27 protein-coding genes are annotated in these 26,702 nt (G+C 57.0%); 14 read left to right on the top strand and 13 right to left on the bottom strand.

All coding sequences use genetic code 11. From position 1 onward, the window contains the following. Positions 1-18: 18 nt before the first annotated feature. From NGM06_RS23465 to NGM06_RS23475, 3 genes are all read left to right on the top strand, one after another. A complete protein-coding gene (locus NGM06_RS23465) occupies positions 19-366 on the top strand; it encodes a DUF8013 domain-containing protein (protein WP_232689000.1) in 348 nt (115 codons plus the stop codon). Positions 367-453: 87 nt separating this feature from the next. Further along, entirely contained in the window at positions 454-1,383 is a 930-nt protein-coding gene (locus NGM06_RS23470) for an ArdC-like ssDNA-binding domain-containing protein (RefSeq protein WP_254270757.1), read from the top strand. Positions 1,384-1,513: 130 nt separating this feature from the next. After that, positions 1,514-2,491 carry an IS1595 family transposase gene (locus NGM06_RS23475; protein WP_254270758.1) on the top strand — a complete coding sequence of 326 codons (978 nt, stop codon included), beginning with the start codon at positions 1,514-1,516 and terminating at the stop codon, positions 2,489-2,491. Between the two features lie 21 nt (positions 2,492-2,512). Here the strand turns inward: NGM06_RS23475 and xseB are convergent, their stop codons facing one another. From xseB to NGM06_RS23500, 5 genes are all read right to left on the bottom strand, one after another. Next, positions 2,513-2,695 (bottom strand): exodeoxyribonuclease VII small subunit, encoded by a 183-nt coding sequence (xseB, locus tag NGM06_RS23480; protein WP_248653098.1) that lies wholly within the window; start codon positions 2,693-2,695, stop codon positions 2,513-2,515. 2 nt (positions 2,696-2,697) lie between these two features. Then, complete coding sequence (gene xseA, locus NGM06_RS23485) at positions 2,698-3,750, bottom strand: exodeoxyribonuclease VII large subunit (protein WP_254270759.1); 1,053 nt, start codon at positions 3,748-3,750, stop codon at positions 2,698-2,700. Between the two features lie 73 nt (positions 3,751-3,823). Continuing rightward, complete coding sequence (locus tag NGM06_RS23490; RefSeq protein WP_248653096.1) at positions 3,824-3,991, bottom strand: DUF1931 domain-containing protein; 168 nt, start codon at positions 3,989-3,991, stop codon at positions 3,824-3,826. A gap of 51 nt (positions 3,992-4,042) precedes the next feature. Beyond that, complete coding sequence (locus NGM06_RS23495; protein ID WP_248653095.1) at positions 4,043-5,245, bottom strand: cation:proton antiporter; 1,203 nt, start codon at positions 5,243-5,245, stop codon at positions 4,043-4,045. Between the two features lie 63 nt (positions 5,246-5,308). Next, positions 5,309-5,785: a cation:proton antiporter regulatory subunit gene (locus tag NGM06_RS23500; RefSeq protein ID WP_248653094.1), complete on the bottom strand. Its 477-nt coding sequence runs from the start codon at positions 5,783-5,785 to the stop codon at positions 5,309-5,311. 300 nt (positions 5,786-6,085) lie between these two features. On the opposite strand from NGM06_RS23500, the gene NGM06_RS23505 reads away from it, so the two are divergent. The 7 genes from NGM06_RS23505 (at position 6,086) to NGM06_RS23535 (ending at position 14,664) form a co-directional block, all read left to right on the top strand. Next, the gene (locus NGM06_RS23505; RefSeq protein ID WP_248653093.1) at positions 6,086-6,484 is read left to right on the top strand and encodes a universal stress protein; all 399 of its coding nucleotides are present in this window, start codon (positions 6,086-6,088) and stop codon (positions 6,482-6,484) included. A gap of 56 nt (positions 6,485-6,540) precedes the next feature. Further along, positions 6,541-7,713, top strand: coding sequence for an NAD-binding protein (locus tag NGM06_RS23510; protein ID WP_248653092.1), 1,173 nt, complete (start codon positions 6,541-6,543; stop codon positions 7,711-7,713). Positions 7,714-7,828: 115 nt separating this feature from the next. Next, on the top strand, positions 7,829-8,230 hold the full coding sequence (locus NGM06_RS23515) for a hypothetical protein (RefSeq protein ID WP_248653091.1): 402 nt from the start codon (positions 7,829-7,831) through the stop codon (positions 8,228-8,230). A 470-nt stretch (positions 8,231-8,700) separates the two neighbouring features. After that, the gene (locus tag NGM06_RS23520) at positions 8,701-11,154 is read left to right on the top strand and encodes an amino acid permease (RefSeq protein WP_248653090.1); all 2,454 of its coding nucleotides are present in this window, start codon (positions 8,701-8,703) and stop codon (positions 11,152-11,154) included. Then, positions 11,155-11,718: a diadenylate cyclase gene (locus NGM06_RS23525; protein ID WP_248653089.1), complete on the top strand. Its 564-nt coding sequence runs from the start codon at positions 11,155-11,157 to the stop codon at positions 11,716-11,718. A gap of 115 nt (positions 11,719-11,833) precedes the next feature. Next, positions 11,834-13,171: a Trk system potassium transporter TrkA gene (gene trkA, locus NGM06_RS23530; RefSeq protein ID WP_248653088.1), complete on the top strand. Its 1,338-nt coding sequence runs from the start codon at positions 11,834-11,836 to the stop codon at positions 13,169-13,171. Next, positions 13,168-14,664 (top strand): TrkH family potassium uptake protein, encoded by a 1,497-nt coding sequence (locus NGM06_RS23535; RefSeq protein ID WP_248653087.1) that lies wholly within the window; start codon positions 13,168-13,170, stop codon positions 14,662-14,664. The genes trkA and NGM06_RS23535 overlap by 4 nt, the downstream gene beginning before the upstream one ends. 440 nt (positions 14,665-15,104) lie before the next feature. Here NGM06_RS23535 and NGM06_RS23540 read toward each other — a convergent pair whose 3' ends face one another. Together NGM06_RS23540 and NGM06_RS23545 are read right to left on the bottom strand one after the other, a co-directional pair. After that, positions 15,105-16,313, bottom strand: a complete 1,209-nt coding sequence (locus tag NGM06_RS23540; protein WP_248653085.1) for a cation:proton antiporter — start codon at positions 16,311-16,313, stop codon at positions 15,105-15,107. A gap of 2 nt (positions 16,314-16,315) precedes the next feature. Continuing rightward, the gene (locus NGM06_RS23545) at positions 16,316-16,819 is read right to left on the bottom strand and encodes a cation:proton antiporter regulatory subunit (RefSeq protein WP_248653084.1); all 504 of its coding nucleotides are present in this window, start codon (positions 16,817-16,819) and stop codon (positions 16,316-16,318) included. Positions 16,820-17,515: 696 nt separating this feature from the next. Here NGM06_RS23545 and NGM06_RS23550 point away from each other — a divergent pair. From NGM06_RS23550 to NGM06_RS23565, 4 genes are all read left to right on the top strand, one after another. After that, positions 17,516-18,541 carry a lysylphosphatidylglycerol synthase transmembrane domain-containing protein gene (locus NGM06_RS23550; RefSeq protein ID WP_254270760.1) on the top strand — a complete coding sequence of 342 codons (1,026 nt, stop codon included), beginning with the start codon at positions 17,516-17,518 and terminating at the stop codon, positions 18,539-18,541. Positions 18,542-18,723: 182 nt separating this feature from the next. Beyond that, positions 18,724-19,548, top strand: coding sequence for a CPBP family intramembrane glutamic endopeptidase (locus tag NGM06_RS23555; RefSeq protein ID WP_248653082.1), 825 nt, complete (start codon positions 18,724-18,726; stop codon positions 19,546-19,548). 100 nt (positions 19,549-19,648) lie between these two features. After that, the gene (locus NGM06_RS23560; protein ID WP_248653081.1) at positions 19,649-20,368 is read left to right on the top strand and encodes a universal stress protein; all 720 of its coding nucleotides are present in this window, start codon (positions 19,649-19,651) and stop codon (positions 20,366-20,368) included. Positions 20,369-20,401: 33 nt separating this feature from the next. After that, on the top strand, positions 20,402-22,633 hold the full coding sequence (locus NGM06_RS23565) for an amino acid permease (protein ID WP_248653080.1): 2,232 nt from the start codon (positions 20,402-20,404) through the stop codon (positions 22,631-22,633). A 55-nt stretch (positions 22,634-22,688) separates the two neighbouring features. On the opposite strand, the gene NGM06_RS23570 is transcribed toward NGM06_RS23565, so the two are convergent. From NGM06_RS23570 to NGM06_RS23595, 6 genes are all read right to left on the bottom strand, one after another. Next, positions 22,689-23,957 carry a site-specific integrase gene (locus tag NGM06_RS23570; protein ID WP_248653079.1) on the bottom strand — a complete coding sequence of 423 codons (1,269 nt, stop codon included), beginning with the start codon at positions 23,955-23,957 and terminating at the stop codon, positions 22,689-22,691. 9 nt (positions 23,958-23,966) lie between these two features. Beyond that, a complete protein-coding gene (locus NGM06_RS23575) occupies positions 23,967-24,572 on the bottom strand; it encodes a hypothetical protein (protein ID WP_248653078.1) in 606 nt (201 codons plus the stop codon). Beyond that, positions 24,573-24,884 (bottom strand): DUF8065 family protein, encoded by a 312-nt coding sequence (locus NGM06_RS23580; RefSeq protein ID WP_248653077.1) that lies wholly within the window; start codon positions 24,882-24,884, stop codon positions 24,573-24,575. It lies immediately after the preceding gene. Between the two features lie 128 nt (positions 24,885-25,012). Then, a complete protein-coding gene (locus NGM06_RS23585; RefSeq protein ID WP_248653076.1) occupies positions 25,013-25,540 on the bottom strand; it encodes a DUF7342 family protein in 528 nt (175 codons plus the stop codon). 70 nt (positions 25,541-25,610) lie between these two features. Next, positions 25,611-26,138 carry a PIN domain-containing protein gene (locus NGM06_RS23590; protein WP_248653075.1) on the bottom strand — a complete coding sequence of 176 codons (528 nt, stop codon included), beginning with the start codon at positions 26,136-26,138 and terminating at the stop codon, positions 25,611-25,613. Further along, positions 26,135-26,671 (bottom strand): DUF7437 domain-containing protein, encoded by a 537-nt coding sequence (locus NGM06_RS23595; RefSeq protein WP_248653074.1) that lies wholly within the window; start codon positions 26,669-26,671, stop codon positions 26,135-26,137. The genes NGM06_RS23590 and NGM06_RS23595 overlap by 4 nt, the downstream gene beginning before the upstream one ends. Positions 26,672-26,702 lie beyond the last annotated feature (31 nt).

Raw genomic sequence — 26,702 nt, forward strand, 5'->3', positions numbered from 1 at the left:
CACACACAGGTGAACTTCGTGAGTCAACAACAGAGTGCCAACAACATCTCGATCGACGACATTCCAATCGATATTGCAAACACGCAATCAGGGAAGGTCGATTCCGCCGAAGTTCCTGAGGAGATCCGGTCGATCACTCGTAGGCTTGCAAGCGAACAGCCACCGACGAATCCGCTCGTCGTGTTGAAGGCTGCTCGTTGGTGGTACATCCACGGAACGGGCGGTACCGACCCTGCGTTCCGGTGGGCTATCGAGTGGGCGCGACACCTCGCGACCGACACGCCCAGCGACGTTGAACAGTTCGATGAGTTCCTCGAGTACCTCGTGGCGGTCGGCTTCGCTGACGAGAAGGCCGTCCTCCGGTGACCGCCGCCGCGAGTTTTTTATGCGCCCCGAAGGGGTGCGGCGCGATCTGAACTGACGCAGTCGCCGTGAACGCGATTTACTGAAAACATGGCTACGACCAGTGACTCATCGGTCTCGTTCAAGGAGACCGACACGCGACACGACGAGATGCACAGTACCATCGAAGCGTGGATCGACGACCTCGTCGACCACGTCGACGATGCGCAGGCCAGCGATGAATTCCAGGAGTGGCTCGACGTCCAGAGTCGGTTCCACGACTACTCCCACCGAAACACCCTCCTCATCAATCTTCAGTGTCCCGAGGCGACGAAGGTCGCGGGGTACAACACCTGGCGGAATGAGTTCGACCGGCACGTCCAGGAAGGCGAGTCAGCCATCTGGATTTGGGCCCCGATCATTACCAAGCAGTGTCCCAAGTGCGAGAACTCGCCTAGCTACCACGAGCAAAGTGACTGTGAATACGACGAAACGTCGCCGGACGAGTGGTCGAAAGGGCTTGTCGGCTTCAAACCCACGTCTGTCTTCGACGTGTCCCAGACCGAAGGTGAGCCGATCCCCGAACTGGAAACCGAGGCAACTGGGGACGCCGACGATCTCGTGCCTACACTCACGGACGCAGCCGCTGATATCGGCGTGACGGTCCGTATCGTCGACGCTGCCGAGTGGGAGCATGGCGACGCAAAGGGCGTCTGCAAATACCGGAGTACGCGTGATCTCCAACCAGTCGTCGAGGCGAGAGCTCGCTCGAATCAGGCCGACCTCGCCGTGACACTCATCCACGAGTTCGCTCACGCCCTACTCCACGCCGATGTCACCGACGAGGCTGAACGGGCGAAACGCGAGGTCGAAGCGGAAGCCGTCGCGTACATCGTCGGGCGATATTTCGATCTGGATACGAGCGGATCCGCGTTCTACGTGGCCGCGTGGCAGGGCGATGACTCGGAAGCGATTCAAGAGCGCCTCGGTCGGATCAGTTCGACGGCTCAGGAAATCATCGGGAAGGTTGTCGAAGACTGAATCAGCGTTCATTCAAATTTAACCAACAGCCGGGGGTAATCCGCTCTATTTGTTGGTTAAGTTTATCCGCTCTTGTGTAGAGCTACGGAAAGACCCTGTAGTTACACTGAGCCAGCTATAATCTGGGAGTATGTCTTCTGCTCAGCCGGCGTTCGGCGCGATGTTTCGAGAGTTGATCAAGCTGGGCGTCGTCGAGATCGACACCGAGCCGCTCGATGCGGGCATCGAGCGGCGACTCAAGGAATTCTGGGAGAATACATCCTGTCCACGGTGCGGGCACAACTCTGTTCAAACGTGGCCGCATCTCGACCGCGTTTGGTGTCGTAACTGCAACTTCAAGCCGGTCTACACCTACGGAACGCCGTTTCACGAGAAGCACCTCACCTGCGGCGAGGTACTTCTCGCGTTCACGCTCTACGCCGATACGTTGCTCAGTATCAACCAGATCGCGCCGTTGCTCGGTCGGGCCTACAAAACCGTTCACACGGCGATTCGAGAGGTGGAAGCCGCGATCCATCGCGGCTTCCCCGTCGTTTGGGGACTCCTCGACCAGACCATCGATGGACGGACGCAAGTTGACGAATCTGGCATAGTCTGTTCGGGGTATAAGGGACAAGAGCCGCCGCGAAACAGCCGTTCTCGCGGCGGCTCGTCCCAAACTGGCCGCTCACGTTGGCGGGGCCGCCACGGTGATCAGCTGACGCTCGTCGCGGCGTGCCGCGACTCGCTTCGCGTGATCCGTGGTCAACTCGGTATCGACTTCAGCGGTGATTTGGAGCCAGTGATTCGGGAGGCTGAAGACCTCTCCCAGCGGCTGGGAGAGGTCTGGACCGACGGACTCCAAGCCTACCGAGAGATGGACTACGATCACCGAACAGTCGTGCACAAAGAGAGATACGTATCGCCAGAAGGCGTCCATATTAACCAAGCTGAGTGCCTGTTTTCGCTCGTCCAGCCGTGGCTGCGGAAGTTCCGCGGCCTGTCCAAGCAGGGCTTGGAACAGGCCGCTCACACCTTCGGCATCATTCGGTCACTCAACCTAGCTGGTGAATCTATCGAGTCAGCCATTGATTGTCTCATTATCGGGGCTTTCCACAGTTCTACATAAGAGCGAGGTTGGTATGGCACTCTACTCGAGTTCCACGACGTCTCCACGCCCGTTGTCGAGGATTTCTCGCACCTCGGCCAAGAACTCTTGACCTTCCTCGTGGAGCCTTGTGCCTTCATCGAGGTCACACTCGTCCGCATCGAGCTGCTCAATGATTTCCTCGACACGGCTCAGCCGATCGTGGATCTCTTGGTCGTTTGCCACGCTCAGATCACCCCCAGCCACAGTCCGGTAATGACCAACAACAGCAACAGCAGCACAGCGATTGCGGCCTTGTAGTAGATCGGCGGAACCCCCTCAGGTGCGGCCGCCTCGTCGACTGCTTCGACGAGTTCCTGTTCGTGTTCGTGCTCCTGCTGGAAAGTTTCGTACGCAGCCTCGAGTTGCTGCTCCAGCGGTTCGACCTCACTCGCAAGGAACTCCTCGCGAGAACTCACGATATACTCGCCGGCGGCCGTCGGCGTGATCGTCGCGACATCCGCCACCTGATCAGCGATTAGCTGGTCATCAGTGTGCCCAATTGCGGTGATGATCGGCGTGTTCGCGGTGAAGATCGCCTCCGCGACCCGCTCGGTGTTGAAGGCTTGGAGGTTCGAATCACTCCCGCCGCCGCGACCGACGATGATCGCGTCGACGTCCTCGGAGCGGTCGAGGTGGTGGATGCCGTTCGCGATGGACGTCGGCGCCTCCGATCCCTGGACAGTCGCGTCCTTCACCAGGATATCGGCGGTGGGGTCCTGCTCGTGGATCGCGTTCTGGATGTCGTACTGGGCGTCCCCCCGGAGAGAAGTGACGACGCCGACCCGCTCCGGGAACGCCGGTGGTTGTTGTTTCTGCTCGTCGTCGAACCAGCCACGCTCTTCGAGTTCGCTTCGCAGTCGCTCGACTGCGGCCGCCTGGTCGCCGTCGCCGACGACGATCACTTCCCACGGTTTGAGGTCGATTTTCCCACCTTCGACCCAGTAGTCGATATCGCCCTCGAGGATGACCTCGGTGCCGTCTTCGAGCTCGGCGTCCATATCCCGGTAGCGGTTCGCCCAAATCATACAGGGGAGTTCAGCGTCGCCGTCGGTGAGCGTGAAGTAGAGCGCCGTACTGTTCTGGTGGAGGTCAGTGACTTCGCCAATACCGCGGACACCGTTGAGGGCAGGCATCTCCTCGACGATAGATGCAATCCGGTCGTTCAGCTCTGACACGGTGAGGACCTCTCTCGCATCGGGTTCGACCGCCTGCCGTTCGGTTTCCGGTGCGTCCGCCATCTCCGTCTACTAACTCTTGCCAGGAACCTCAAAAAGCTACGTTCGAGTGATGGGTCGGCTGTGTTACGCAGGCCTACAGGTCGCGGGGCTGAACCGTCTTCCGATCGTTGGCCTCAGCACGCTCTGCGGCGTCGTCGAGCAGTTCGGCGACCTCTTCGTTGAGGCCGTCGTAGAAATCTGCCGACACGTTGTGCTTCGACAGTGCATCCTTCACAGCTGCTTTGACGATCAGGTCAGACATTCCATCCTGGAGTTATCTTGTTCAGCATATAAACGTTGAAGAACTACGGTGTTACTGACGAAAGAGGGAGCGTATAAGTGTTGTCGAAAGGCGATCGGCGTTCCGCATCAGTACCGTCCCTATGATACTCGTTAGGAGAACGTACCCAACGGTGAACGCCGGGATCGTCTCTCGAAGCGCAGAGGTGGTACCTGCTGTTACGAGGAACGCAGCGATGACGAGCGAGAACTCGCCGCGGGGCGCTAATGCACACCCAACCCGTACTGACCGATGACGATCCAATCCGTACGCCCGTCCAGCGAAGAACCCACTTACGAGCTGTCCGCTTGTGGTAACAACGACTGCGACGAGAACGAATCCAAGTGTTGCCATCAACAATGCCGGGTTCGTCTGTAATCCGATCACGAAAAAGAACATCGCGGCGAAGAGATCCCGAGTGGGCGCGATGAGCCGTTCAATTCTATCTGTGTGTCTCGTTCGGCCGAAAGCAGTCCCAACGAGAAACGCAGCAACAGCTTCACTGACCCCCACCATGAGCCCGGCACCGGCGACAATAGCTCCAACACCGAGGACACCGATGACGAAGATTTCGGTTGAGCCCACGCCGAAGAGCCGTTCGAGGATTCCTGCTCCGTAATACGCTGCGCCAAGCAGGAGGAGCAGAAACAGTATCGATTGACCGATGGAGAGAACAACGGTTGATGCATCCGTGCCACCAACTAAGAACACAGAGAGAAGAGCGAATCCGAGAGCAGTCAGGATATCCTCGATAACAATAACACCGAGAATCGCCTGACTCTCCGGATCTACGATCCACCCGAGATCGATGAGCGATTTCGCGATGATGACCGTCGAAGAGTTGAAGACGATCAGGGCGATGAACCCTGCTTCTAGCCAGGTAAACCCGAATGCGAGCCCGAGAGCGATACCGAGTGGGAGACTAATCCCGATATCGACGGCACCGGCACGCAGGAATCTAATGCGGTTCGTGAAGAGCTGTTCGAGGCTCAGTTCGAGGCCCACGAAAAACAGAAGCAAGACGACACCCAGGTCAGCCAGCAGTCTCACGATATCTGGACTGTCTATGAGAGTCAACGAGATACCGCCGAGCGACGGTGCGTATGGACCAATGAGAATTCCGACGATGATGTACGCAGGAATAACAGACTGCTTGTATCGAAGTGCCAGCGCTCCTGCCCCCGCGAGCAACAGGAGGAGGACACCGGCCGTAAAGAGAAGATTGAACTCGACCACAGTGGGCTACCTGACTTCGGGAGAGATGAAAGGCGTTGTCTCTCTTGCCGGCTCGCTCGACAGCTACGCTGTTAGGAGTTCATCGAGGGCGTCGTATGCCTCATCAGTCCCGACCACAACGAGCATATCTCCGGCCTGAATGTCGGTGTCCGGGTCTGGATTCGATATTGTCCGGTCACCGCGCTGGATTGCGAGAATCGAGACTCCTGTGCGACTTCGGAGCTGTGTCTGGCGAATGGGCTGATTTGCAATTGGCGATGTTTGCCCGACTTCGATCCACTTGATGCGAGCATCTTCAAAGGCGTCCTCGAGGCCTTCCCCGACCGGATGGAAATATGTCCCATCGAATATCTCCGCGATTTTTCGGGCCTGTGACTCGGTCGCTTCGAACAGTTGCTCACTGTCACCATCGGCGTCTTCTCGCCAGTAGGTCTCCCGACGGCCGTTGTTATGCACCACGATGACGAACTCACCACCGGTCGGGAACGATAGAGTATAGCGACGACCGACGCCTGGAAGCTGGGTTTCGAAGACCTTCATTGAGCGGGTATTCGCAGGAGATACATATTGGCCTTCGGGTCAGTGATACGAGCACTTTTCTCGCATCTATCCGAACCACCGAGTGTGTATGGGTACTCGCCGAACACCGCCGACTATCTGCCCGGACTGTGGGGCCGAGGATTCGTACCGGCCACGGTATACAACGGGAGGAGGCTGGCGGGTCTCACACTATCGATGTCTCCGCTGTGGTCGAGAATTCTATCCCCATCGTGAGTAGTCGATATCTCAGTCAGGAAGGCACCTCCATAGTTTTGCCGTCGCTCTGCTAAGTGAGGAGCTATGAACGTCCTCATCCCGGTCCGTTTCCCTCTTACCGACCGGAACAAGCGTGCGCTGGAACGTGCACTCTCGCTTATCGATGACGATCCCATGGCGTTGGTGACAGTCCTGCATCTGAATTCGTATCCGGACGATGAACGCGTGACTCGTCGTGATCTCAGGACTGTCGTTGAGCGTGAGTATGGAGACGTTCGGGCTGACTACATTACTCGTGATGGCTTTCTCATTGAAGAGGCAGTCCTGGAAGAAGCGAGTCGTGAAGAGATTACCCACGTAGTCATTAGCGAAGCGCGCCGCAGGAAGTGGGTCGATTCACTGCTCGAACTGCTTGATGTCAGTGTGGATATCGAGAGCTATCTCCGAGCGAATTTGGATATCGAACTCGTCGTGGTACCCTGAGTAACGCCATCGAGTTTAGTCTTTAAATTACGTCTCTGCATATCAGTCAGTACTTCATGTCCCTGTACTCGCGGTGGAGTCAGTACGGAGCTCGGCTTACAGTTATACTCACACTCGCGGTAGCGCTCCTCTCAGTCCTCACAGGTATCGCAAATATCGGAGCACAGAGTGTCGTTGGGCCACTTGCAGAGTTCATCCCACCAGCGATTCAACGCACTGCGGGGTTTACGGGCGCGCTCACTGGTTTTCTCATTCTCATCAGTGCGTTCGGGCTGCGTCGAGGGCTCCGTGTTGCTTGGTACTCGACTGTCGTACTGCTTCCGATCACCGCGCTCCAGGGATTGATGCAGTCCAGTCCCCTGTCGTTCCCGCTAATTGTCCTCTCACTCCTCGCTCTTCCAAATGTTCTGGCGAACCGACGTCACTTCGACCGCGAACTCTCGTTTTCGATATCACAACTGACGGCTTTGGCCGCGATTGTCGGTGCACAGATCTACGGGACGGTCGGGACCTATGCACTCCGAGACGAATTTGCAAATATCACCACGCTGGTTGATGCGTTCTACTACACGCTGGTGACTGCCAGCACCGTCGGGTACGGGGATGCTGCACCGACGACCCAGAGTGCCCGCCTCTTCGGGATGTCGGTTATCGTGATCGGGACCACGAGCTTCGCACTCGCACTCGGGACGGTCCTAGGCCCTGCAATTGAAGCCCGTCTATCCCGTGCACTCGGACGAATGACGGACTCACAGCTCGAACTCCTCAGCAATCACATCCTCATTCTCGGATATGGCGACCTCACCGAGGCAATCCTCGAGGAGTTCTCGCAGGATATTCGAGACGGAACCGAGATTCTCGTGATAACGCCAGACAGCGATAACGCACAACACCTCGCTGAGCGGGATTTCAACGTGCTGACTGGCGACCCCAGCGATGAGGAAACCCTTCGGAAAGCGCATATCGAGGAAGCTCGAGCGATACTCGTCGCGACGAACAACGATGCTGAAGACGCGCTCTCCGTCCTTACCGCGCGAGATTTGAACACCGAGGGTTACATTGTTGCTGCAGCGACGAACCGTGAGAATATCGGGAAGCTAAAACGGGCAGGGGCAGACACCGTCATCAGTCCGCAGAGTATTGCGGGCGAAATCCTCGTCCGATCGGCGTTGAATCGGCAGAGTATGGACGAGATGGACGAGTTAACGACAGAGTTTCTCGACGAATAGCACAATCCTGTCCAAGATACATACGGACCGCTCATCGATACTTTTGTTCGATGTTACAAGCTGTTTTAAACACGGGATGTGAATTCGGTCTCGATAAGCGGAGTCTCAACCAGATATGGAACCGCCCCGGTCAAGAGTCGTTGAGATCGCAACCCTCCTCGAGAGATATCTCGCGCTCTCCGTCTATATCGGCGTTCGAGGAATGATATTTTTTGGGAGCTGGTTTATTCTGTATACCATTATTGGACTATTTGTAAAAATGTCTGGGTGGTTCGACCCACCGTATCCTCCATTATCACTGGAATCTGACCCATTCTTCGTCATCGGAGGCGCAATTGTGGGGTTATTCGTCGTTCAGAGTGCTGGTTCGTTCTTGCTGTATCATTTCCTCGTTGGGGTCGAGGACGAGAAGTCAGAGTTCGCAGTCCTGATGGGATTCATCAGTCTTGGATTCGGTGGCGCACTGCTTCGAGTGACCCTCCCTCCTGCGCTTCGAATGGTCTCAAGCATAGTATAATCCGGAATTAATTCGTATCCTCACCAATTGACGGTGAGGACCTGACTGGTATCAGACCACAACGTCTTTTCTCGGAGAAGTCGGAGGACCTACCAGTCATCTAATTGGACAGCCAAACTGTATTGGACTCCTGGCTTGAGCACTATGTTGGGACTCAAGAACGATTCCGTATGCTGCTCGGCAACGATGAGTGCTCTCTTCGCGGGTCAACCGAGGTGGGAACCCAATTCTCCAGTTCCTTTGCATACCAGGCCAGTGATCCTATCTCGTTCTGAGCCGTAGGAGTTGTTGAACTCTGTCACTCTCTGACACTTCATGCGTCTGGGACTTACGGAGATTCTCATAGGGCCATCCGACTTGATCACAGTATCGCCAGTCGCGTTGTCGGGGTATTGTCGCGTGGACTCTCGTTCTGGTCGCCGTAGGATGCAGTATTTACTTATTTATAACTGGCATACAGCCACGCTAGTATGGCCGATGATTCAATTTCGTCTTCTACTCAGGCAGGGGGTGGGCAAAGCGTAACCGAAGAACTCAATCCGGAAATCGGGCTCCTCGGCGCGCTGGCGATCGGCGTGGGGACGATGATTGCCGCTGGCATTTTCGTTCTGTCCGGCCTCGCCGTCGAAAAGGTCGGTGCCGTCGCTATCCTCTCGTTTCTTATCGCTGCGATAGTCGCCGCGTTCACCGCCGCCGCCTACGCCGAATTCTCCTCCATCTACCAGGAGAGTGGGGGCGGATACATGTACACCGCTAACACCTTCGACAACAATCTCACCTACATCATGGGATGGACGATGATTCTCGGCTATCCCGCGAGCGCCGCCTTCTACCTCGCTGCGTTCTCTGACTGGTTCTACCGGTTCATCTATCCCGCTCTGAGCATCCCCGAGGCAATTCCGTTCTGGGTCCCGGGAATCGTCATTCTCTCTTTGCTTGTGCTCGTCAATATGCGCGGCACAGAGGAATCCAACCAGTTCCAGATCATCGTCACCGGCCTGAAGGTCGCGCTGTTGCTGTTGTTTCTCTACGGTGGATTACAGGCGCTGGATCCGGCGGTCATCCAACAGTCAGTCACAGAGAACATTAGCGAGTTCGCCAACATCGGCCTGACCAGTGCCCTCGTGTTCATCACGTTCTTCGGCTTCTCCGCGATCGCCACCAACGCCGAGGAAATCAAAGACCCTGGTGACACTATCCCGAAAGCGATCTATCTCAGCATGGGGATTGTGACGGTCATCTACACGCTGGTCGTGCTGGTGATCGTCATCGCCGTCAACAGTGATGCCTTCGTTCAATTCCTCGCAGCGAATGTTGATCTCGGTGGCGTGGACGCCGCCGAATACATCGCTACCCATGGAGAGGTATCGATGGGGTACGCGGCTCGGTTCTTCCTCGGATTGCCCTACAACGCCGGGTTCTACGTGATTATCGTCGGGGCACTGTTCTCGATGCTGTCGGCTGCAAATGCGACGATCATGGCCGGGTCGCGCGTGAAACTGGCAATGAGTCGCCGGAACCACCTGCCACGAAGCCTCGAGGCGATTCATCCGAACTGGGGGACGCCGTACAAGACGGTGCTCATGACTGGGGGACTCATCTTCCTGTATATCTTCGTGTTCGCGGTGTTGTTCGGTGAGACCGGTGGCTCCCGCCCGCTGTTCGGTATACACCTCGGGATCGAGGGGCTCGCACAGTTCGCTAATTTCCTGTTGATCACTGGTCTCACGGTCGTCAACGTCGCGTTAGTCGTCAACCGTCGCAAGTATCCTGACATCAACCGTGGCTTCCGGGTCCCGCTGGTCCCGATCATCCCGGCGATTGCCGTCCTCGCTAACCTCGTGCTCATCGGAACCATCGTCACCGATACGGTCGGACAGTACGCCGTCGCACTCGGGGTTCTAGCGGAGGTTATCGGCGTGGGAATCTGGTTCGCCTGGAAGAGTCGGACACCGTCAGTCGAACAACTCGAGGAGGAGACACCGACGGCTGTCGCCGAATATACGGCTCCTGGTAACGGCTATCAGATTGTCGTCCCGATTGCGAATCCACGGAATGCACCCCAGTTAATGCGAACTGCGACGACACTCGCCAATGAAAACGACGGCGAAGTGCTCGTCATGAGTGCGGTCACTGTTCCCAACCAGACGCCGCTCTCGCGTGGACGTGAACGGACCGGCGAGAAGCGTGCCGTCCTCGACCAAGCGATGGATATCGCCGAGGAGGAGGGAGTTCCCGTCAGCGGGACGATCAGGATTGGCCACCACGCCGCCGACGCCATCATCAACACGGTCGCCCAGCACGGCAGCGACGCCGTCCTCGTCGGATGGGGTGGCGACCGGTCGAGCGATAGTGACGTCGTACTCGGCTCTGTCGTCGATCGTGTTGTCGCCGAAGCCGACTGTGACGTCTTCGTCGAGCGGATCGGGATAGAAGCCGACGGCGATCTCGATTCGATCCTGTTACCGACGGCGGGTGGCCCACACGCCGAACTGGCAGCCGAAACGGCCGCCGCGCTCGCCCGCGGAACTGGCGCGACAGTGACGTCCGCCTACGTCATCGACCCCGACGCGTCCGACGCGGAATACGAGCGGGCACGCTCGTTGCTCGCTTCGGCGACCGAGGCGTTCGAAACCGGTGGAGCATTCGAGACAACCCTCCTAGAAGGAGAAGACGTGGTGGCGACCTTGGTTGAGGCGAGTGCAGATCACGACCTCACCATCATCGGCGCGACGCGGGAAGGCGCGTTCCAGCGGTTCCTGTTCGGCACGATTCCGGAAACGGTCGCCATGCGAGCGTCTAACACGGTCATCATGGCCAAGCGGAACCTAGACGTGCGGTCGCGACTTCAACAGTCGATCGACATATTACGCGAGCGTCTGACTGGGCAGTCAAACACGATGGAGCAAGGTGGGGAGGAATAAATGTCCGAGCCGGATGCGGATCCGTTGCGCGTAGAGTACACGACAGTTGGTGAACTCATTGACTTCATCATATATGCGATCGAGGATATTAGTCTCGAATTCGAGAGGTGGGGCGAAGAGCACGTTCGGGGACCGGGGTTGTACTTCGTGGTCGTGGCAGGGGTGCATTCTGGCGCGTATGCGGACCCACTGGGCGAGAACGTCTGGCCGACCGAGACCTGTCGGGTCGTCACGGAGAATCTCGACGGATTCGTCCAGGCAGCGCGAACGGTCGGCCATTCACGTGACGGCGCGGTTGTCGTCAGTACGGACGGAACTATCCAAGAGCAGATGGTCCGGATCAAAAGTCCGAATTCCGACGAAGCGGAGGCGGCAGAAACGATTGAGTATGCTGACTGGATGGGAACGAAGCACTTGAGCGCAATCGAGGTGTCTGTCCGTGAAGAAGTGGTCGCGGCTGTGACGCTCAGTGAGGAAGACGGTCGCATGACACTCTTTGAGGATGGGGATTACAACGATTATCAGCGCGATGAGTTAGGTGGTGAGTGGCGTCCTTCGGGTTGATTCAGACTCTTCAAGAACATCCTTCCTTAGAAGATTCGACCCGGAATGTCGAGAACGACTTTTTTGTAGGGTTCGCCCTTTAGTCACGTCTAATGAGTACATTGAGGGAGAACCAATGCGTGTAATCGTAGTTGGGGCTGGTGAAGTCGGTTCCAATATCGCAGTCAGTCTCGCCGAGAGCCACGACGTCATCGTTATCGATGTTGACCCCGAGAAAGTTGATGAACTTACCTATTCGAACGACATCTTAGCGATAGAGGGGGACGGGACCTCGCTGGAGACACTCGAAAACGCTGGCATCGCCGAAGCAGACATGCTCATCGCCAGTACAGACGACGATGAGACGAACCTCGTCACCTGTGGAACCGCGAAAACAGTTGGTGGCGTCTTTACTATTGCCAGGACTCGAAATACGAACTTCTTCAAGACTTGGACAAAGTCGGAGGATGCATTCGGCGTCGACTTCATGGTCTCGACGAATCTCCTCACGGCGAATGATATCGTCCGCGTCGTCGGGCTCCCAGCAGCAATCGACGTCGACCCGTTCGCTGGCGGACTCGTCCAGATGGCCGAGTTCGAGGTGACAGCAGAAAGTGAAATCGCGGGACAGACCGTCGAAGAGGCGGATAAATTCGAGGCGCTCACGTTCGCTGCACTTGTTCAGGATGGCGACGTCGTAATCGCTCGTGGGCAGACGCGTATCGAAGCTGGGAACAGGGTGATCGTCATCGGCAGTCCAGAGAGTGTCCAATCCTTTTCGAGAACGGTTGCCTCACCTGAATCTTCAGATGAGGCCCGCAATATTGTCGTCGTTGGTGGGAGCGACATCGGATATCACACGGCTAAGCTACTCGAAGAGCGTGGTATCGAACCTCGTCTAATCGAACAAGATGCGGACCGTGGTCGGGAACTCGCCGAAGACCTCCCCGGAACAATCGTGTTGGAACACGATGCGACAGATACAGATTTCCTCGTCGGGGAACAGATCGATCGAGCGGACGCAGTCATCGCAGCGACCGACAGCGACGAAAAGAACCTCCTCGTCTCGCTGCTCGCACAGAACATTGGAGTTCAACGAACAGTCGCCGTTGTCGAGGAAGGGCAATACGCCGGCTTATTTGAGGCGATCGGGATCGACGTCGCAATCAATCCACGTGAAGCGACTGCAGAGGAGATCATCCGCTTTACACAGAAGGGCCAGGTCGAAAACCTCTCACTCATCGAAGATCGTCAAGCTGAGGTGCTGGAGATCGAGGTCGACGAGGAAAGCGTCCTCACCGGTCGACCGATCCGCGAGTGCGTTACCGAACTCCCATCCGACGTCGTCATTGGAGCGGTCACTCGCGATCAGGAGTTCATCGTTCCCCGCGGCGAAACCGTCATCGAACCCGGCGATCACGTCGTTCTCTTTGTGGCTACAGATGTCCTTTCTCCTGTTATGGATCTCGTATGAGGATTCGCGTCGATTGGCGGGTTAGCTGCCGACTGGTTGGAACGATTCTCAAGTGGCTGTGGGTGCCATTACTCTTCCCACTCGGTATCGCTCTCTACGACGGAACGGCACTGCTCCCGTTCGTCCTCCCGATATTGGGCACGGTACTCCTAGGATTCGGTCTCGAACAGCTAACCGACGAGCGTGACCTCCGTGCCCGGGAGGCGTTCCTGATGGTCTCGCTGACGTGGCTGAGCATAGCTCTCGTCGGTGCCGTCCCATTTCTGCTGGCTGGTGAAGGCACTCTTGCAGAACCTGTGAACGCGCTCTTCGAGAGTATGAGCGGCATCACGACTACCGGCGCGACGGTCATCGTGAATTTCGACCGCCACTCGCGGGCCATCCTCATGTGGCGAGCGGTTCTTCAGTGGCTCGGTGGGCTCGGAATCCTCGTGCTAGCGACGGCGGTCCTCTCCCAGTTATCCGTCGGTGGGGCGCAGCTCATGGAGACCGAAAGCCAGACCCAAGACGTCAACAAACTCACTCCCAAAATTTCGGAAACGGCTGCTCTTCTCTGGAAGCTCTATATCGGCCTGACCGGGCTCCAGGTGGCGGTTCTCTACGGGCTTCACTTGGTTGGATATGCACCGGAGATGACGTTGTACGATGCGATTGCGCACGCATTCACGACGATCGCGACGAGTGGCTTTTCACCCCGGGGGGACAGCATTGCTGCCTTCTCTCCTGCTGTGCAGTGGGTGATTATTCCGTTCATGGCAATCGGTGCAACCAGTTTCGTGTTACTCTACTTCGTCTTCCAAGGGAACTTCGACCGGCTCCGGAACAGCGACGAGTTTCGGTTCTACGTCGCGATCCTCGGGTTCTTTTCCCTCGGTGTTGGCGGGATGCTGTTCGCGAACGGCGGGCCATACACGAGCCTCGAAGAGATCGCTCGACACGCTATCTTCCAGGTTGTCTCAATCGTCACAACCACTGGCTACGCGAGCACGGACTTCAACCTCTGGTCGGCGGGACCCAAACACCTCCTGTTCGTCTGTATGTTCATCGGTGGAATGGCTGGCAGTACGACCTGTTCGATCAAGACGCTGCGCTGGTTGGTCGTCGTGAAGGCGTTTCGGCGCGACCTGTTTACGGCAGCTAGTCCAAGTGCGATTCGCCCAGTCCGACTGAGCGGATCCGTCATCGACGAAGAGACGATTCGGGATATCTATGCGTACACCCTCGTGAGTCTCGTGTTTTTCATCCTGGCGACGATTTTCGTCGTGCTCGACGCTTCTCGGGTACAATTAACGGTTTCTGAGTTTGAGGCGATGAGTGCTGCAGCAGCAACGTTCTTCAATATCGGACCGGCCTTCGGTATCGCAGGCCCACTCGAAAGCTACGAGCCGTTCCCGCGGTCGACGAAGCTCGTTATGACGTTCCTCATGTGGGTTGGACGGATCGAAATCATTCCGGTGCTGGTGCTATTGACGCCGTCCTACTGGCAATCGTGAAAAGCGTGGAGAAGCGGTACTAGTCCAGCTGCTTTCCACATCGAGGGCACAGACGGACTGAAGAGAGGATTGGATGGAGAAACTTGACTTGAAACTCGAAGCCACAGTTCTCACACTCGTAGACGGGTGGTTCTCGAATCCAGATCGTCCGGTTTGGTTCGGGCTCTTTTTTCCGGACTTTGTCTTCGCCGACGAGCTTGTTCAGAAACGACCAAATGAGACCTTTCGATGTCTCGAGGCGGCGTGCTAACTCATCCGTAGTGTATGGTTCGAGCGGGTCCATAGTCTCATAGACATCCTCAGGGGAGAGCTCATCCCCATTCGACGACTCGCTATCGGGATTCGGGTCAGGCATGATGAGGGATAGTACGGGTACCTACGCGTCGCATACGGCTTTCGAGCTTAAATAGGGTCGGAATGCCCTTCAAGATATCCCGGCTTCACTCGGGTGTTGACTTTCGCAGTCTCAGTGGAACACGGTCCAGAATCGGATCCGAGTTCTGGATCAGAACAGTCCCCAAGATGCTCATCAGCAAGACGTAACCAACCGTAAATGCGGGAATTACGGATCCGAGTGCCCCAGTGCCAACACTGGCAGCAAGTGTAGCGATCACGAGAGAAAACTCACCTCGTGGCACCATCCCAAAACCGACACGGGCCGAACGTATTCGATCCAATCCGTAGACTTGACCGGACAGTGTGCCACTCACCAGCTTTCCAGCAGTCGTGACGAGAATGGCTGCAAGGAGCAACCAGACGACGTTGGCGAGTAATGTAATGTCTGTCGTGAGCCCGATCGAGAAGAAGAACACAGCAGCAAAGAAGTCACGGGCAGGTGCGACGACGTCCTCGATCCGTTCGGTATGGTCGGTTCCGCTGAACGCTGTCCCGACGAAGAACGCAGCGACAGCTTCACTGAGTCCAGCGGTGAGAGCTGCACCGGCTATGAGTGTCGTGATCCCCAGAACCCGAAGCAGGAATAGTTCATCTGAATCCGCGTCGAACGCTCGCTCCACGTACTCCGAGCCGTACCACGCAACGACGGTGAGGACACCGAGAAACGCAAACGCCGACCCCACAGACATCGCAGCATCCAGAGCTGTCCCCTCACCCAGTGCGACCGCCGATAGTAGTGCTAAGTAGATGGCGATGAGAATATCTTCAAAGACGAGTGTGCCCAAGATCGGGCTACTCTCCGGGTTCGCAACCCAGCCGTTATCGATGAGTGACTTCGTGATCACGGCACTCGAGGAAATGTAGACGATCCCCGCGATGAAGAACGTCTCCAAGAGCGTGTAGCCGAAGACGACACCAAGAGTCAGGCCGAGACCGAAGTTGATGAGGAAGTCGATACTCCCGATTTTCGCGATGCGTTTCCGATCGGCCAGCAGCTGAGAGACGCTGAACTCGAGACCAAGGAAGAACAACAGGAATATGATACCGAGTTCAGCGAGTACATCGATAAACTCCCGATGTTCGACGAGGGTGAGTGAGATTCCGCCAATTGAGGACGGCTCATTCGGTCCGATGAGGATCCCGATGATGATGTATGCTGGGATTACGGACAGGCCGATGCGGTTGGCCAAAGCACCTGCGAGCGCGATACCAGTCAGTGCGATGCCGATCTCGACAAGCAACAGTTCCGCCATTCTTAGGCCTGCGAAGTATCGGTAGATCCGGTTTCGACAAGTTCGGAGAACGCCTGTTGCTCGTCCCGGCTCCCGAGCGTGACGAGGATATCATCAGCCTCGATAGTCGTATCGGGCATCGGATTCGCTATCGTCTTTTCGGCCCGCTGAATTGCAATAATTGATACGCCGGTCTGCTCCCGAATATTGGCCGCCCGGAGGGTCTGTCCCACTAATGGTGATGATGAATCGATATCGACCCACTCGATGATCGCTTCGCCCAAGGGCACTTGGATTTCGTCCATTTCGATGGGCTGAAAGTGTGCTCCCTCAAGGATAGAGCCAAGCTGGCGCGCTCGCTTACCAGTAAGACTGAACAACTTCTGGCTGTCTTGGTTTTCTCCAGGACGGCGATAGACCTCACGCTTCCCATCGTGGTGAATGAGTACAATTAGTCGTTCCTCACCATCCAGTTCGAGTTCGAATTTATGACCGACCCCTGGAACTTCGGTTTCATAGATCGTCATACGTTATCGCGGGAGGCCGAGTATGATAAATGACGTGCGTTGAAGCAATTTCCGGCGAGTTGCTACTCAACGTCGCTCCTGGCGGCTTTATGTCCAGCCGAGAAATAGTCTTCTAGAGCGCTTATGGAGGAAGTGACCGACAAAAACTCTACGAGTACACGACTGAGATAATCGTCGAGGTCATGGGCATCGATAATCGTGGTGAGTTCGCTATTGCCACCTATCAGTTTACGTTTGAAGAGAGAAATGGATGGTTCAAGCAAAAGGCGAACTTGACATCCTCCATGAGCCTCACGTCGAAAGGGCTCTGGAAGAAGCCGGCTATTCATTCAAACGGTCGAAGTGAGCACAGTTTCAGATTACACTAGTGGGACCTAAGAATGGAAGCGACGAAGCAAAAAGTTCATAGCCTTTTTGAAGAAGGTGTCGGTATGGAAAAACTCCGAGTGATGGTTCGGAGATTGAGTGACATCTCATTACTCTCCAGTCCAGACTTTGAATGTCCGAACTGCGAAACTACGGTTAAGTCACAATACGAAGAGTGTCCATCCTGTGGCCGACAGTTGCTCTAACTCCGAACATCTGTTATATATTGATGAGATGTTTAATTCTATGTTTTTGCAGGGAAGCGAAATACCAGTTCCGTTCTGGAAATGAGCTCAGTCAAAGTTGTATTTGGATTACAGGGGTGGGCTCATGAACCGGAATCAAGTACGCGCGACTGCACTCGGATTTCTTGGCGTGTTTGTCGTCTTTGGTATATTGGCATATCTTGTCGGCGCAGAAGGATTCATTCAGGAACTTGCTGACGCTAATCGTCGTATCGTTGCACTTATCCTCCTAGTTACACTCGGATGGCTCGCTGCGTGGGGAATTGGTCTTCGGACAGTCCTGGCGGTGATGGACATCGAGATCTCGTTCATACGATCGTTTTTCATTCTCAACGGAGCAATGTTCTCGAACAACATCACCCCATTTGGGCAAGCAGGTGGTGAACCGGTGACCGCACTGCTTATCTCAAAAGTAACTGACTCGGAATACGAGCAAGGGCTAGCAGCTATCGCAAGCGTAGATACCCTCAACTTCATTCCATCGGTGACGTTCGCTCTGATCGGTGCCGGATATTACGCCACCAAAATGTCGTTCAGGCGGCGCCTGCAATTCCTCGTCGCTGGTATCATCATCCTTGCTATAGTTGCCCCCGCCGTCGGATATCTTTCGTGGCGAAGGCGAACTCGGGTACAGTCGTGGATCGTTCGAATTCTCACTCCAGGTCTCAAACGGCTAGGTGGGATTCTCCCGCGGATGCAATCCCCCACACGACAGGCTATCCGCTCTCGGGTCAGGCATTTTGTCGCCGCTATAGAACGCGTGGCGGGGGATCGTCGGGGAATTATTGTTGCACTCGCTGCCTCGACGGCTGGCTGGGTCCTCCAGATGGTCGCGCTCTGGTTAGCCTTTCTGGCGATCGGTTCTCCGATCCCGTTCTCCGTCCTGTTATTCGTGATCCCAGTTGGGGCTCTCGCTGCGATCACGCCGCTTCCAGGTGGCGCTGGTGGCATAGAGGTAGTACTCGTCGGCGTGCTTACTACCCTTCCTGAACTGGCGATTGGAGGGGGTACCGCCTTCGCCGCTGTCGCTATTTTTCGGGGAGCAGTTTACTGGGTTCCTGTGACTATCGGTGGCGTAGTAATGGGAATCGTAGGCGTTGACGCTGTTTGATACACATTCGTTGTTTCAAAGAACGTCTGCAACCATACCATGGATTAATACTCTACAGCCCAACCACCGGACAAGGATCCAGAGTGCACTCGTACCTCCGCGAATATCTCCGGCGTCTTCGCTTAGTCGTATGGAACAAGCGAGAGCAGCGACCTCGGGCGTTTCTTCGGATATATATCTTCTTGATAGCCTACACCATTATCTTCATCTCGATTCCGGTCCTCGTAGCGCCATCTGGTGACAGCCTCTTCCGGTCTGCTTTGCTTCGCACGATACTCACAGTCTGTGTGATTGGGCTCCTGTTTGGGGCAGCAACCTACATCGACAAACGCCCCATTCGCTCGTTTGGACTCGAGATTGACGGGCGGTGGGGGGTTGACGCACTCGTCGGCCTCATAATTGGAGGCGCAATCCCAACAGTAGCAACTGTACTCGGATTGGTTGGTGGCTGGATGACAGTTAGTGGAGTGGAGTACACTCCAACAGCCACCTATCTCCGAGATCTCGGCTTTGCTATCGTTATTACAGTGGGTATCGCGATTGTTGAAGAACTCGTTTTTCGAGGGTACGTACTCTCGAACGCCATCGAGGGGCTTAACTTTCGATGGCTGTCCCAGCCCGTAAGGGTCGGTACTGCATTGGGGTTGTCCGCCCTTCTATTCGCACTCACGCATCCAGCACCTGAACTCGTCAATGGTCTCCATTTCCTGTGTGCCGGTCTTTTGCTGGGCCTCGCATACCTCTGTTCGGGACAGCTCGCCCTCCCAATCGGCATCCACGCTGGCTTCAATTTCGTCTCTGCGTACGTCTTTCCGACAGCTGCTGATCCATCAGTAGCCGTGCTCTCGTTGACCGTCCACGGGCCCTCCTGGCTCACCGGGCAGACGGGATTTATACCGTTGGTACTCCAGTTCCCGGCGGCACTTGCGATCATAGGATACATTTGGTGGCAAACTGGCGATTTCGGTATCAGCCCAACGGTTAAATCCAGAAATCTCGAGGGGTGACCGCTCTACATGTGCGCTTGAATGCTGTCTCAAAGACGGTTAGATCGGAGCCCCTCGACACGAGGTATAAAACGACACGTCTGGAAAAGGTAGTATACCCATGCCCCTCACCGGTGACTCGACGATTCTCGTTCCGGTCGACGTCTCCGTCGCAGAACCACCTGATCAGGAGGTTTTAGAACTACTTCGACCGGTTAACCTCGTGGTACTCGGTTACTATCCGGTCCCAAAACAGACCGCCCCAGCTCATCTCAAGGAAGACCACGAATCCGACGCCTCAGAGCGATTGGACGACCTCGTTAGACAGTTTGACAGTACTGAACACGACGTCGAGGGCGTCCTCGTCTTCACGAAGGACCGTCAGGATTCCATCGACCGGGTCGCAGATCAACACGACTGCGACGCGGTCTTTGTCCCCGGTGAAGCCGGACCCGTCGAACGGATACTCGTTCCCCTTCGAGGAGACGTGAACCTAGAGCGAATCATCTCACTCGTCGGCGATCTCGTCCGAGCGAGTGATGCGACTGTCACCTTGTTTCATTCTGTTGAGGAGGGGACCGATCCGAGTCAAGGAGAGTTTGTTCTCCGGGGTGCAGCTGACCGGCTATCGGAGGAGGGAATCGATCGCGACCGGCTCGACTGGGAACTTTCCGGAGCCGAGGATCCGAAGTCAGCGATTATCGACATCGCTGCGGAGCACGATCTGATCATTCTTGGGGAAACAGAACCATCACTTCGAGGCCGGATTCTGGGAACTGTTCTCACTCCGATCCTCGATGGAACCGAGAAACCTGCGATCGTCGTTCGAGACATCAATTAGACTCTTCATGACAACTATTTCTGAGCGACCAGCATGACCGACGACAGCGGCGGGGAACTAGAGCGGAATATCGGGTTCCTCGAGGCGATGACACTAGGCGGTGGTACGATGATTGGAGCGGGAATTTTCATCCTACCAGGAATCGCAGCCGAAGGTGCCGGCCCCGCGAGTTCGATCTCCTTCATACTCGCTGGCTTCGTCGCGTTGCTCGCGGCCCTGTCGCTCTCCGAGCTGGCGACAGGAATGCCCATTGCCGGCGGAAGCTACCATTACGTGAATCGTGCTCTCGGTGGACTGTTCGGAAGCATCGTCGGATGGGGAATGTGGAGTGGCCTCATGTTCGCCAGCGCGTTCTATATGATCGGATTCGGCCAATACCTCGTCGAGCCGATTCCATTTCTCGATGGCCGACTGTTCATTGTCCTTCTGGGACTCGCGGGACTGGCCCTGATTGTCGGGGTGAATTACTACGGGACAGAGGAGTCGAGCCAGCTACAAAACGTGATGATTGGGACGGAAACCGTAGTCGTCCTGGCGTACGTGGCTCTCGGTCTGTTCTTTATCGACCCGTCCAATCTCGAGCCGTTTGCTCCCACGGGACCGAGTGGGATTATCGCCACGACTGGCGTCGTTTTCGTCTCATTTCTCGGCTTCGAGATCATCGCGACTGTCGCAGGGGAAGTCAAAGATCCCAGCCGGAACATCCCGCTGACGATGATTCTCTCGGTCGTCCTCGTCACGATCCTCTACGCATTAGTGATGCTTGTCAGTACCGGGGTCATCCGATACGAAGCACTTGGTGACTCACTCGTTCCGGTTTCGGATGTCGCAGTCGTGTTTATGGGCTCAATCGGAGTTGTGGCAATCGTCGCCGCTGCAGCCATCGCAGCGATTTCCAGTTCGAACTCTTCGATTCTCGCAGCGGCCCGAGTGAACTTCGCGATGGGGCGCGATGAGTTGATGAGCAACTGGCTGAACGTCACCCACGACAGATTCGGTACCCCACACCGGGCGATCATCGCAACCGGTGCCGTCACGGCGTTACTGATTGCTGCCGGGCTCAATATCGAGACGATCGTCGCGCTCTTGGCCGAGGTTGCGAGTTTCAGCTTCCTCGTCTCGTATTCGATGGTCCACGTCGCCCTTGTCGTCTTCCGTCGGGCCGATCCCGAAGACTACGATCCGTCGTTCAAGATTCCCGATGTATTGTATCCGGCAGTACCGATCCTCGGGGTGGTACTCTCGCTCGTCGTCATCTCACAGATGGCGTCGGTCATCATCCTCCTCGGATTAGGAATCGTCGGAGTCGGTGTGGGCTGGTACTTCATCTACGTCAAGGAGCACGCCATCGACAGAGGCCTCATCGACGATGCAATCTCGCCGACAGTAGATGGATACACGGTCGTTGTTCCAGTCGTGAATCCCGAGACACAGCAGGACCTCCTCCGACTGGCAGCGGCAACTGCACACGCACATACCGACGAAGAGACGCCAGAACTCGTGGCAGTGAACGTTCTCCAGGTTGCCGACCCGTCACCACAACAGAACATCGAAGCCGAGCGCCTCGACCACCAGCACGACCTCCTCGAAGCGGCACGGGATATCGCAGCGGAGATGGACGTGAATCTGCGGACGGTGGCGATGACCGGACAGCGCGTCGACGAGACGATTCTTGAGGCGATTCTCGAAGAGGACGCCGATCAAGTGCTGCTCGGCTGGAAGGGAACGCTCACTCGACTGGGGCACGTGTTCGGCCCGAATCTCGACTCCGTCGTCGAGAGGGCACCATGTGAAGTCACTCTCGTTACGCTCCACGACGAGACGATCGGTACCACCGTGGCCCTGGCAGGTCCGGGGCCCCACTCGCCGGTTGCTGCACGGCGGGCTGCTGAGTTTGCGACCGTCGACGGGAGCGTCCCGACACTAGTGAACGTTCAGCCAGAAAGAGAACCGGAATCCGCTGCTGTCGAACGAGGGGAAGCAGTGATCGAAGACGTTGCACACCAAGCAGGACTCGATCCAGAGGAGTATGAGAGTGAGGTCATCGTTGCCGATGATATCGAAGCCACGATCCTCGAGACCGTTAATCACTACAATACGATCTGTGTCGGGCTGTCCGAACGGAGCGAAGCGTCTCGGATTATGTTTGGAACGATCGCAGAACGCATCAGTCAGGAGGCAACGAGCAACGTTGGCATCGTTCGCGGTCCCCTCGAAGTCGACGAGCCAGCTACGCGTCCTCTAGAGGAACAGCTATCGAAATGACCAGTGCGGAGTCCCCCCTAACGGTGAACACACCTCTCCGGACAACAGCAAAACGTTATCCCGGGGATGCACCTGTTCCCAGATAGTCGTCAATTTCGGAAAGTGCCTCAGTCGCAACATCACCGAGTTCCCCAGCCTCGATATGCGAATACCGTTCGCGAACCATCTCCTCGGAGTTGTCCAAGTACCGGGCAGCGACAGTGTACCCGAACGCCCGAACGAGGACCTCTCCCATCCCACGTCGACCGCCGTGAGGGGCGAGATAGTCGTGTTTCGGATGGTCGATGTCGATCTCTGCGGCCTCTGAGAGTCGCTGGAGAATCGACCGTGCGCCGTCCGTCGTGATCGACGGCGGTCGCACGTCCTCATCGAGCGCCAATAAGAGGTCACGAGCGAACTCGCTACGTCTATCGTCGATTGTATCCGGGTGTTTCCCTCGGTCGGCCAGCTCGTCCTGTACGAGCGTCGCAAGCGTCCGCTGGTCGAACGTCGAAAACACCGGCCAGCGGTCCGTCGGCGGGTCCATCAGCTTGCGGTAGCTCCGCAGGGGCGAGATCACCGGGTCGGGGAGACTGGCGGCGTCCCACTGCTGTTTCTTCCGGTAGACGTCCATACTCCCGTCGTCGAGGGAGAGGTCCTCCCAGCGGACGCCGCGCCGGCGCGGATCGTTTGGGTCTCGAAGGAGTTCCCCGACCCGAACGGCGGTGTACGCGAGAACGAACACCAGCGCCCGGTCACGAGCCGCCTTCAGCGCCGCGTAGCGCGCTCGCTGTTTGTCGAGGGGGTCAGTATCCTCCGAGAGGGTCGTGTACGCCTCGACGGCGTCGCGGGCCCGTTCGTCGACGTGGCGGGTGAAGGCGTGGCGCTGCTCGGACGTCCAGGCCTGCTGGTCGCCGGGCTTGCGGCCGTCGTCTTCGGGAAGTGGAGCCATCGCACTCGCCCGCTGAGCGTAGTGGGCCTCGAGGTAACCCTCGTTGACGCACCAGCCACACCACGCAGAGATATAGCGGTAATAGGTTTGTACGGTATTCTGCTTGAGCCCGCGATCACCGGCGAGGTGCCGGGCGTACTCCCGGAAGACGCGTTCGTCGAGGTCCTCAAAGGTGGGTTTGCGGTCGACGTCGTCGGTAGTGATACCGGTCCAGTCGTCGTCACCGCGGTCGCCGGCGGCCCACTCGGCGAACCGCTCGAGCTCGCGCGCCGCGTTGCGTCGGTAGTTCCCGCCATCGCCACCCCGGCCTTTCCCCTTGTCCTGCAGGTAGCGCTCGAAGCTGTCGTCGAGCGGTGTCGAACCATCGCGTGTCGATGAGGTGTTCTGATTCATACGGTTTCGTCACGGGAGCAGGTGGTCGTCCAGAATATCACTACAATCAATCGGGATCGCCTCCCACGCAGCTTTCACGGCGTTGTATCCGGTCCAGCCCTCACGTTCCAACATCTCGCCGCACGCTTCGCAGAACTCGCGACGCGAAATTAGCTCGTTGTCGTAAAGAATGTAGAACAAAAACGGCGGTGTCACGACACGGATATCTTCGTCTTGGTCGTCGACAGCACGACGAATCGAGCGCCGGCCCGCCGCGTCCATCAAGATGACGTAGTCAACGGCCCCCGGGTTCTGTAGCACTTCCTGTCGGAGCGATTCCTCGCCGGCGTCCGCTCCGTGGGGACGGGGGACGCTCGTCACCTGGGTGAGCGGTGTTTCGTTATCCTCGAGCGCATCGAGCGCGGTACGGCTCCCGTAATGAAGCCGGTACGGACGGCTTCCCTCTGGCGCTGTCTCGCGTGTGTTCTCGACGTGTCGCTTGAGTTCCTGTTTGCAAACGTTTGTCGTCGTGAGGCCGATTTGGTCGGTTATCTCGGTCCACAAGGGGCTGTTCGCGACGGCAATCAGCGCGTCCGTATCGACCAAGATCGGATACCGAGTGTCGTCACTTGCCATTTAGACGAGATAGTCACTAGTGTCATCCTTGGCAGCCTCACGGAAATCGCCAATGTCCTCTTCGAGCAGGTCGAACTCTTCACCGAGGAGCACGCGAGCAGCGTCCTCCGAGAGGTCGCCCGCTGAATAGCGTTCGTAAATCGCGATCTTGTCGTCGTCCGTCATCGCTCGCCGAAGCATCTGAGTGAGCCCTTCGCGTGCGAGTTCACTAATGTTGATTCCGCCCAGATGGACGGAATCGAGTTCGTTCGCCGCCTCTTTGAGCGGCCCAGCACGGAATTTGATCGTATCGTCAAGCGATTCCTGGCTCATGATACGAATTACGCGGGGCAGAGTGATAAGTTGTTCCCCCATGTGTGAACACGTGGGTGGGTGGCGAGCTTCTATCGAGCGTAGAGGTTCGCGTTCGGATCACCACCTGGATGTGGGACCGACATCCGTTAGCTGTTGGCCTCGGCAGGCTCTGTCGTCGGAGCGAGGAAGTCCCATTCGCGGATGGCGAAGCCAACGATCTGGATACGCCGCTGAAGGTGCTCCCACTCGCGGGCGATCTCACGGCGCCGGTCTTCCTCGTCGGAGTCAAGGGACTCGTCGGCGAGCGTTCCACGAAGCTGGTTCGGTGACTCGACGCCGAATTCGTCCTCCCAGTCGCGAATCTGCGTCTTCATATCGGCGAGACGGTCCGTGAGCTCCTCGACAGTGTGCCCGCTGTCTCGGAGGCGCATCGCCTCCTGCATCGCTTGGCGGCGGTAATCAGGGTAATACGTCGTGTGAGTGCCGCTTTCGTCACGATGGAGGATCCCATCGTCGACGAGGCGTTCGAGGACGCGTTTGGTTGGTTCGTGTGACCAGCCCGCTTCGGAGGCGATCCAGTTGGCCGTCCGCGGCTCCGACAGCTGCCGGGCGACCATCCGCACGCGGTCTTCGCCCGTAGTCTGTTGATTCCGTAGTCCAGTATCTTCTGTCATATCCTACTATCAACGCGATTTCTTAATATAGGTTGAGATGGATAGTTCTATATCGACATCAGGGGATGGGTCACCGAAATTCGTTGGCGGTGATCGTCTCGAGATACTCGACGCTGACGTACCGGAATTCGATTCGGTCGCTGAAGCCGTGTTGAGGGAGGAGCGTCTCGGCCGCGCGTCCAGCCGGTTTGTCCGTCGTTAGGAGAACAACGTGGTCTGCCTCCCCAGTGTCGAGTACTTGAGCAGCAAGCCCAACGAGTGCCGTGTCCGCTTTCTCGGTGACATCCTCGTCGCGGTCGGTCTCGTTGGCGATGAATCGGCGCGCTTCGTCCATCACTGTCGAGACGAGTGGATTGGTGTAGTCGAGCTCGTCGGCGACGACGATCCACCCCTCCTCGAATCCATCGGGATAGGGAATGTTCCCCGAGGGATACTCGTCCGCTGCAGGATCGCCCCCGAGCTCTTCGTAGACGCGCTGCGGGATACGCAATGAGACACCGGCCTGTCGGAGTGCCCGACGAAGCCGTTGAAATTTGTCCTTGTCCGGGCCACCACACCGTACAAAGACGCCGGTATCGGCGATATAGACCGTCGTCATGCAGCCGCGTCGGCGTACTCGGTCGCAACCGGTTCCAGCGCCTGGAGGATGATCTCGGCCTCAAGCGGTGAGAGGTCAAGCTCCCGGGCCGCAATCCGATGGTTGACCGTGCCGTCGACGTACTCGTAGGCGTACTCGAGGGCGACAGCAAGGCTGTCGAGGCCATGACGCTCGATGTAGACGTCGACGTCCTCGTCCTCCTCTCGGCGGGCGACGGCTGCAATAAGGGCCGGCGTGATCGTTTGGGTCTCGCCGTCCGTCGAGAGCGTGAGTGCAATCGACTCGGCGTCGTATTTATACGGTCGCTGATCACGGGTTTTCTCCACTAAGCCAGCTGTTTCGAGGTTCTGCACGTAGTCGTAGGTGGTCCCTTGTGGGATATCGAGCTCGTCGACGATCTCGGAAACGGTGACGGGGCCGTGCTGCAAGATGTAGGCGTACAGCCGAGCGAGTGCCGGCGTCTCGAGAAGGTCGACGACCGTCTGCAGCTGCTGAATAGGTGGTCGACCTGACCGGGGCGGCGAGTGCGCCATCTCGATTACGAATTATAGATAATTCGTGATA

Origin of the sequence: Halorussus aquaticus, assembly GCF_024218795.1 — an archaeon.
In the GTDB taxonomy this organism is placed as follows: domain Archaea; phylum Halobacteriota; class Halobacteria; order Halobacteriales; family Haladaptataceae; genus Halorussus; species Halorussus aquaticus.

Coding starts and splice junctions, on each gene's coding strand:
- NGM06_RS23535 (WP_248653087.1), top strand. CDS start 13,168: ATGAGGATTCGCGTCGATTGGCGGGTTAGCTGCCGACTGGTTGGAACG.
- NGM06_RS23595 (WP_248653074.1), bottom strand. CDS start 26,671: ATGGCGCACTCGCCGCCCCGGTCAGGTCGACCACCTATTCAGCAGCTG.
- trkA (WP_248653088.1), top strand. CDS start 11,834: ATGCGTGTAATCGTAGTTGGGGCTGGTGAAGTCGGTTCCAATATCGCA.
- NGM06_RS23490 (WP_248653096.1), bottom strand. CDS start 3,991: ATGTCTGACCTGATCGTCAAAGCAGCTGTGAAGGATGCACTGTCGAAG.
- NGM06_RS23525 (WP_248653089.1), top strand. CDS start 11,155: ATGTCCGAGCCGGATGCGGATCCGTTGCGCGTAGAGTACACGACAGTT.
- NGM06_RS23515 (WP_248653091.1), top strand. CDS start 7,829: ATGGAACCGCCCCGGTCAAGAGTCGTTGAGATCGCAACCCTCCTCGAG.
- NGM06_RS23565 (WP_248653080.1), top strand. CDS start 20,402: ATGACCGACGACAGCGGCGGGGAACTAGAGCGGAATATCGGGTTCCTC.
- NGM06_RS23585 (WP_248653076.1), bottom strand. CDS start 25,540: ATGACAGAAGATACTGGACTACGGAATCAACAGACTACGGGCGAAGAC.
- NGM06_RS23510 (WP_248653092.1), top strand. CDS start 6,541: ATGTCCCTGTACTCGCGGTGGAGTCAGTACGGAGCTCGGCTTACAGTT.
- NGM06_RS23520 (WP_248653090.1), top strand. CDS start 8,701: ATGGCCGATGATTCAATTTCGTCTTCTACTCAGGCAGGGGGTGGGCAA.
- NGM06_RS23570 (WP_248653079.1), bottom strand. CDS start 23,957: ATGAATCAGAACACCTCATCGACACGCGATGGTTCGACACCGCTCGAC.
- NGM06_RS23590 (WP_248653075.1), bottom strand. CDS start 26,138: ATGACGACGGTCTATATCGCCGATACCGGCGTCTTTGTACGGTGTGGT.
- NGM06_RS23560 (WP_248653081.1), top strand. CDS start 19,649: ATGCCCCTCACCGGTGACTCGACGATTCTCGTTCCGGTCGACGTCTCC.
- NGM06_RS23500 (WP_248653094.1), bottom strand. CDS start 5,785: ATGAAGGTCTTCGAAACCCAGCTTCCAGGCGTCGGTCGTCGCTATACT.
- xseA (WP_254270759.1), bottom strand. CDS start 3,750: ATGGCGGACGCACCGGAAACCGAACGGCAGGCGGTCGAACCCGATGCG.
- NGM06_RS23545 (WP_248653084.1), bottom strand. CDS start 16,819: ATGACGATCTATGAAACCGAAGTTCCAGGGGTCGGTCATAAATTCGAA.
- NGM06_RS23580 (WP_248653077.1), bottom strand. CDS start 24,884: ATGAGCCAGGAATCGCTTGACGATACGATCAAATTCCGTGCTGGGCCG.
- NGM06_RS23505 (WP_248653093.1), top strand. CDS start 6,086: ATGAACGTCCTCATCCCGGTCCGTTTCCCTCTTACCGACCGGAACAAG.
- NGM06_RS23575 (WP_248653078.1), bottom strand. CDS start 24,572: ATGGCAAGTGACGACACTCGGTATCCGATCTTGGTCGATACGGACGCG.
- NGM06_RS23540 (WP_248653085.1), bottom strand. CDS start 16,313: ATGGCGGAACTGTTGCTTGTCGAGATCGGCATCGCACTGACTGGTATC.
- NGM06_RS23550 (WP_254270760.1), top strand. CDS start 17,516: ATGAACCGGAATCAAGTACGCGCGACTGCACTCGGATTTCTTGGCGTG.
- NGM06_RS23475 (WP_254270758.1), top strand. CDS start 1,514: ATGTCTTCTGCTCAGCCGGCGTTCGGCGCGATGTTTCGAGAGTTGATC.
- NGM06_RS23470 (WP_254270757.1), top strand. CDS start 454: ATGGCTACGACCAGTGACTCATCGGTCTCGTTCAAGGAGACCGACACG.